Source organism: Kitasatospora sp. NPDC056446, assembly GCF_042796115.1.
Taxonomy (GTDB): domain Bacteria; phylum Actinomycetota; class Actinomycetes; order Streptomycetales; family Streptomycetaceae; genus Kitasatospora.
Window position 1 is genome coordinate 43,167 of record NZ_JBHTRF010000069.1, and the last position, 6,240, is coordinate 49,406.

At 75.3% G+C, this 6,240-nt stretch carries 6 protein-coding genes; 5 read left to right on the forward strand and 1 reads right to left on the reverse strand.

What is annotated here, in order from left to right; translation table 11 throughout:
* Positions 1–5 precede the first annotated feature (5 nt).
* The 5 genes from ACFQ6N_RS31370 to ACFQ6N_RS31390 all read left to right on the forward strand — a co-directional run bounded on the left by ACFQ6N_RS31370 (position 6) and on the right by ACFQ6N_RS31390 (position 5,652).
* Complete coding sequence (locus ACFQ6N_RS31370; RefSeq protein WP_380656382.1) at positions 6–683, forward strand: ABC transporter ATP-binding protein; 678 nt, start codon at positions 6–8, stop codon at positions 681–683.
* A gap of 32 nt (positions 684–715) precedes the next feature.
* Complete coding sequence (locus ACFQ6N_RS31375; RefSeq protein WP_380656367.1) at positions 716–1,912, forward strand: ABC transporter permease; 1,197 nt, start codon at positions 716–718, stop codon at positions 1,910–1,912.
* Positions 1,913–2,097: 185 nt separating this feature from the next.
* Complete coding sequence (locus ACFQ6N_RS31380; RefSeq protein ID WP_380656370.1) at positions 2,098–3,639, forward strand: amidase; 1,542 nt, start codon at positions 2,098–2,100, stop codon at positions 3,637–3,639.
* On the forward strand, positions 3,636–4,940 hold the full coding sequence (locus ACFQ6N_RS31385; RefSeq protein ID WP_380656373.1) for an MFS transporter: 1,305 nt from the start codon (positions 3,636–3,638) through the stop codon (positions 4,938–4,940). The genes ACFQ6N_RS31380 and ACFQ6N_RS31385 overlap by 4 nt, the downstream gene beginning before the upstream one ends.
* A 10-nt stretch (positions 4,941–4,950) precedes the next feature.
* Complete coding sequence (locus tag ACFQ6N_RS31390; protein ID WP_380656376.1) at positions 4,951–5,652, forward strand: FadR/GntR family transcriptional regulator; 702 nt, start codon at positions 4,951–4,953, stop codon at positions 5,650–5,652.
* Between the two features lie 68 nt (positions 5,653–5,720).
* Here ACFQ6N_RS31390 and ACFQ6N_RS31395 read toward each other — a convergent pair whose 3' ends face one another.
* Positions 5,721–6,140: a RidA family protein gene (locus ACFQ6N_RS31395; RefSeq protein WP_380656379.1), complete on the reverse strand. Its 420-nt coding sequence runs from the start codon at positions 6,138–6,140 to the stop codon at positions 5,721–5,723.
* Between the last annotated feature and the right edge of the window lie 100 nt (positions 6,141–6,240).

Genomic DNA, 6,240 nt, shown 5'->3' on the forward strand with positions numbered 1-6,240 from the left:
TCGAGATGCGGGCCATCGCCCTCACCTACCCGGGGCCCCCGCCGGTCGCGGCCCTGCGGCCGTTCGACCTGACGGTGCGCCACGGCGACCACCTCGCCGTGGTCGGGCCGTCCGGCGCCGGCAAGTCGACGTTCCTCAACATCGCCGGGCTGCTCGACCCGCCCACCTCGGGCCGCTACCTGCTCGACGGCGAGGACACCACCTCCGTCGGAGACGCCCGGCTGACGGCCCTGCGGGCCGAACGGATCGGGTTCGTCTTCCAGTCGTTCCACCTGCTCGCCCACCGCAGCGCCCGCGAGAACGTCGAACTCGCGATGATCTACCAGCGCGTGCCGCGCCGGGAGCGGCGCCGCCGAGCGGCGCAGGCCCTCGAACGGGTCGGCCTGGCCCACCGTACGGACGCCGTGCCCGGCAGGCTCTCCGGCGGCGAGCGTCAGCGCGTCGCCATCGCCCGGGCCCTGGTCGCCGAGCCGGCGCTGCTGCTGTGCGACGAACCGACCGGCAATCTCGACTCACGGACCGCGGCGACCGTCCTGGACCTTCTCGACACCCTGCACCACGAGGGAATGACCATCGTCATGATCACGCACGACCCCACCGTCGCCGCGCGAGCCCAACGCCTCGTCACCATCCGTGACGGCGTGGTCCGTGAGGCCACTCCGACGCTCCCGGGCACGACGTGAACGGGCAGCAGCAGCGGCGTCGCCGCTCCCGTATGGCACTTCGGGACGTCGCCTCCGAAGCCGTGGCCGGGGTCCTCCAGCAGCCGGCCCGCTCGGCGCTGACCGCCGTCGGAACGGTGCTCGGCGTCGGCTCGCTCATCGCCGTCCTCGGCCTGACCGCCACAACCGCCTCCCGGATCGACAGCCGGTTCGACGAACTGACCGCCACCGAGGTCACCGTGGAGGACATCGGCTCCGCCGCGCGACGCGACCTCCCCGGCTTCCCGGCCGACGCCGACGCCCGGATCGAGGCCTTGAACGGCGTCACCGCCGCCGGCGTCCACTGGCGGGTGCGCACCGAAGCGGGCCACGGCCCCGCGGCAGCGCCCGTCGGCGAGGCGGCCGCCGCCGCCAGCCGGACACCACTGGTCGCCGCCTCACCCGGGCTGCTCCGGGCCGTCGGCCCCACCCTCGCCCAGGGCCGGGTCTACGACGCCTTCCACGACGAGCGCCGCGAACGCGTCGCGGTCCTCGGACCGGTCGCGGCCGAACGGCTCGGCATCACCGACCTGCGCAGCCGGCCCGCGGTCTTCGTCGGCCGTACGGCCTTCACGGTCGTCGGGATCCTGTCCGACGTCCGACGACGACCGGAACTGCTGGACGCCGTGATCGTCCCCCGGCTGACAGCCGAACAGCTCTGGGGCGCACCGACCGACGACCGCGCCCGCATGCTCGTCACCACCAGGCTCGGAGCCGCCGTCCAGATCGCCGACGAAGCCCCCCTCGCCCTGCGGCCGGACCGGCCCGAACGGCTGCGCTCCGTCCCTCCGCCCGACCCGCGCTCACTGCGCAGCGGCGTCGGCGGAGACCTCGGCCGGCTCTTCCTGCTCCTCGCCGCGGTCTGCCTGGTCATCGGGGCGGTCGGCATCGCCAACACCACCTTGGTCGCCGTCATGGAACGCGGTGGCGAGATCGGCCTGCGGCGCGCGCTCGGTGCGCGTAGCCGGCACATCCTGACCCAGTTCCTCGCCGAATCGACCGCCCTGGGCCTGCTGGGCGGGCTGATCGGCGCCGCACTCGGCACCGTCACCGTCGTCGGGGTGGCCGCCGCCAGGGAGTGGACACCGGTCCTCGCCCCCGCCACCGTCGCCGCGGCTCCGCTGGTCGGCGTGGTCACCGGACTGGTCGCGGGCGTCTACCCGGCCTGGCGCGCGGCGCGGATCCCCCCGGTCGAGGCCCTGCGCCGGTAGCCGGTAGCCGGCCCTACCTCCCGGGGGGCAGACGCGTCCGTGGGCGGGGGACCCCGATGACCGAGGGCGGGGGACCTCAACCCGAGTAAGGCTTGCCTTGCCACGGGGCCGGGTCGGCTCCTATGGTGAAGTCCTCAGAGGACCTGAAGACCTGGTGACCTGAGGACTACTTGGGGAGAGTGATCATGTCAGACCTCCATGCCCTGACACTGGCCGAACAGGCCGCGGCGGTCCGCGCCCGCACCGTCTCGCCGACCGAACTGGTCGACCACCACCTGCGCCGGATCGAGGAACTGGACGGCGTGCTCGGCGCCTACCGCACCGTCGACGCGCCCGGCGCCCGCCGGGCCGCCCGCGCGGCCGAGGCCCGGCTGGCCGCCGCCGGCACGGAGGGCAGCGCCGGGACGGAGGACGGCGCCGGGCTGCCACCGCTGCTCGGCGTGCCGCTGTCGGTGAAGGACACCTGGCCGGTCGGCGGACTCGCGTTCACCGCAGGCTCCGCCGCCTTCGACGACCGCACCGCTCCGCAGGACGCCGCCGTGGTCGGCGCCCTCCGGACGGCCGGCGGCGTATTGCTCGGCACCACCACGGCGGCCGAGTTCGGCTGCTCCTCCGACACGGAGACGGTCCACGCCACCGCGCGCAGCCCCTACGACCCCGGGCGAGGCGCCGGGGGATCCAGCGGCGGAGCGGCCGCCTCGGTCTCCGCCGGACTGGCCGCCGGCGCCCTGGGCAGCGACGGTGGAGGCTCCGTCCGGATCCCGGCCGCCGCCTGCGGCGTGGTCGGCCTCAAGCCCAGCCGGGGCAGGGTGACGCCCGCCCCGGGCACCGACGCCTTCGGGCTGGCCACGGCCGGCCCGCTGGCCAGGACGGTGCGGGACGCGGCCCTGCTGCTGGACGTGATGGCCGGCAGCGTCCCGGGCGACGGCAGCACCCTGCCCGCCCCCACCGCCGGCCACTTCCGCTCTTGCGCCGAACGCGAGCCCGGCCCGCTGCGGATCGGGGTCCTGCCCCGCACGGACGGGTGGCACCCGGAGGCCGCGCTGGCCTCCCGCCGCACCGCCGACCTGCTCGCCGACCTCGGCCACCGGGTCGAGGAGGCCCCGCCGTTCGACCCGGCCGAGTACCTGCCGGACTTCACCGTGCTGTGGAGCGTGCTGGCCGCCGCCGTGCCCGTCCCACCGGAACGGGAGGACCGGCTGCTGCCGCTGACCCGCTGGCTGCGCGCCCGGGGCAACGAGCACAGCGCGGTCCGGCTGGCCGCCGCGATGACCTCGCTGACCGCCGTCGCCCGGACCGTCTGCCGGCGCTACGACCGCTTCGACGCGGTACTGAGCCCCACCACGGACCAGCCGCCGCTGCCGGTCGGCACAACCGCCGACCCGGACGACCCGGAGCGGACCTACGCCCGGATGCTCGCCGTCACCCCGCGCACACCGGTGGCGAACCTCACCGGCCGACCGTCGATCAGCCTGCCGCTGCACTGGACCCCGGACGGACTGCCGATCGGCGTGATGCTGACCGCCCGGATCCACCAGGAAGGCCTCCTGCTCTCCCTCGGCGCCCAACTGGAACGGGCCAGGCCCTGGCACCACCACGCCGCCCGGCAGGCGGCGGTGCTGGAACGGGCGAGTGTGCCGGAACAGGCAGCCGTGCCGGAACAGGCAGCCGTGTTGGAACAGGCCACCCGGCCGGCGACGGCGCGCCCCGGACGGAGCACCCGATGAAGCGCGGACAGCTGGCCTTCCTCACCGGCACCCACATCGTCAACGACCTCTACCAGGGCGCCGTCCCGGCACTGCTGCCCTTCCTGATGTCCCAGCGGCACTACAGCTACACCGCCGTCTCCGGCATCGCCCTGGCCGCGAGCGGCCTCTCCAGCGTCGTCCAGCCGCTGTTCGGCCTGCTGGTCGACCGCCGCCACCGCGGCTGGCTCATCCCGGCCGGCTTCCTCACCGCCGCGGCCGGGATCAGCGGAGCGGCCATCGCCGACAGCTACCCGCTCACCTGGCTCTTCGCCGCCCTGGCCGGCATCGGCATCGCCGCCTACCACCCGGCCGCCACCAACCAGGCCCGGGCCGCCGGCGGACAGTCCCAGCGGGCGATGAGCCTGTTCTCCGTCGGCGGCACCCTCGGTGCCTCGCTGGCACCGGCGCTGGTCACCCTCGTGGTCGGCTCGTACGGCCTGGGCGGCAGCTGGCTGCTCGCCATTCCGGCGCTGGTGACGGCCCTGCTGTGGGCCGCGCAGGGCCGATGGCAGCGGCACCGCGGCCACACCCTGGCCACCCCGCCGACCGCCCGGGGCGCGGCGAGGAGCGCCCACCGCGACGACTGGCGGGCCTTCGGACGCCTCGCCGCGACCACCGTCGCCTGGTCGGTCCCCTACGTGACGGTCACCTCGATGCTCGCCCTCCACATCCAGCGCGACCTCCACGGCTCGACGGGCACCGGCGCCACCGCACTGACCCTGCTCACCCTCGCCGGGGCGGCCGGCACCCTGCTCGGCGGCTGGCTGGGCGACCGGTACGGACGGATGACCCCGATCCGCACCGGCTACCTGCTGGCCGTCCCCGCACTGGCCGCCGTGGCCTTCGCCCCCTCCGTCGCGGTCGCGATGGCCGGCGCGGTGGCGTTCGGACTGGCCATGTTCCTGCCCTTCGCCCCACAGGTGACACTCGCCCAGGACTACCTGCCCACCCGGCCCGGCACCGCCAGCGGGCTGACCCTCGGACTCGCCATGTCCGTGGGCGGCCTCGCCGCGCCGGCCCTCGGCGGCCTGGCCGACGCGCACGGCCTGCGGACCGTCCTCGCCCTGGTCCTCGGCGTACTGGCATGCGGACTCGGCTCCGCGCTGTGCCTGCGCGACCGCGCACTCCCGGAGCCGGTGTCCGGGGCGGAGCCGGTGTCCGGGCCAGGGCCGGTCTCCGGGGCGGAGCCGGGGACGGAACGGCCCGCGGCGGATCCGGCCGCACCGGCCGCACCGGTCGACGAGCCGGCCGCCACGGGAGCAGCACCGGGAGGACGATAGGGTCGTCCCCATGACTGTTCGCCCGGTACGCCATCGCTCAATGGTGGACGAGGCCACGGCCGAGCTGCGCCGACTGATCGGCACGGGGGAGTGGCCGGTCGGCAGCAAACTGCCCGGTGAGGTGGAGCTGAGCCGACTCCTCGGAGTCGGCCGGACCACCTCGCGCGAGGCGGTCCGGGTGCTGATCGCCGACGGCCAGCTGCGTGCCCGTCAGGGCTCGGGCACCTACGTGGCCGCCGCCGCCCCGGTCTCCGAGTTCGACCGGGAACTGCGACGCTCGGAAGTCTTCGACGTGTACGAGGTCCGGGCCGCGCTGGAGGTGGAGGCGGGCCGGCTGGCCGCGCAACGGCGCACCGAGGCGGACGTCACCGCGCTCCGGGCGGCCCTGGCCGCCCGCGGCGCGGCCGCCGGCCCGGCCGACCTCGTCGAGGCCGACCTGGAACTGCACCGCCGGATCGTACGGGCGGCGCACAACCCGGTGCTCATCCGCCTCTTCGACTCCTTCGTCGACGCGCTGCGCGAAGCGGCCGGCCATGTGGTCGCCGACAACCACCTCCACGACGGCGTCGAAGAGGAGAACATCACCCGCGCGCACCACACCCTGGTCGAGGCGATCGCCGCAGGCGACCCGGACGCCGCCGTCGCCGCGACCCAGGCCAACCTCGATCGCACCCTCGACAGACTCCGCACCGCCGGAACCGGCCCGCACTGAGCTCGAGCGAACGGCGGCGGTACGGCGAGGGGTCCCACCGGCCGGTGGGACCCCTGTGCGTGGGTGGGTCAGTTCGCTGCTGCCGGCGCCGGCCGGACGGCGACCGCGTCGATCTCGAAGAGCATTCCCGGCAGGGCGAGCGAGGCGACGCCGCTGAGCGTCTGCGCGGGCAGCCGGTCGCCCCAGGCCCGGGCCAGGGCCTTGCCGAGGACGGCGAGTTTCTCCGGGTCGTGGTCGACGATGTACGAGCCGAGCCGGACGACGTGCTCGAATCCGAGGCCGACCCCGGCGAGCGCGGTGCGCAGGTTGGCGAGGGCGAGTTCGGTCTGGGCGGCGAAGTCGCCGGGCACGACCCGGCCGTCGGCGTCGGAGGCGTACTGGCCGCCGATGAAGACCGGTTCGCCGGGTGCGGAGGCGGCGTGGCTGTAGCCGAACGGCGTCGGGTCGTGCAGGCCGGGCGGGTTGGTGATGGTGCGGGTGTCGGTCACGGGGTTCCTTAAGAATGGTTGGCGGTCCGGGAGGACCGGGTGTGGCTGATGGGTGTTTGCCGTTGATGGCTCCAGGAGAATGGCCGCCCGGTCCTCCGGG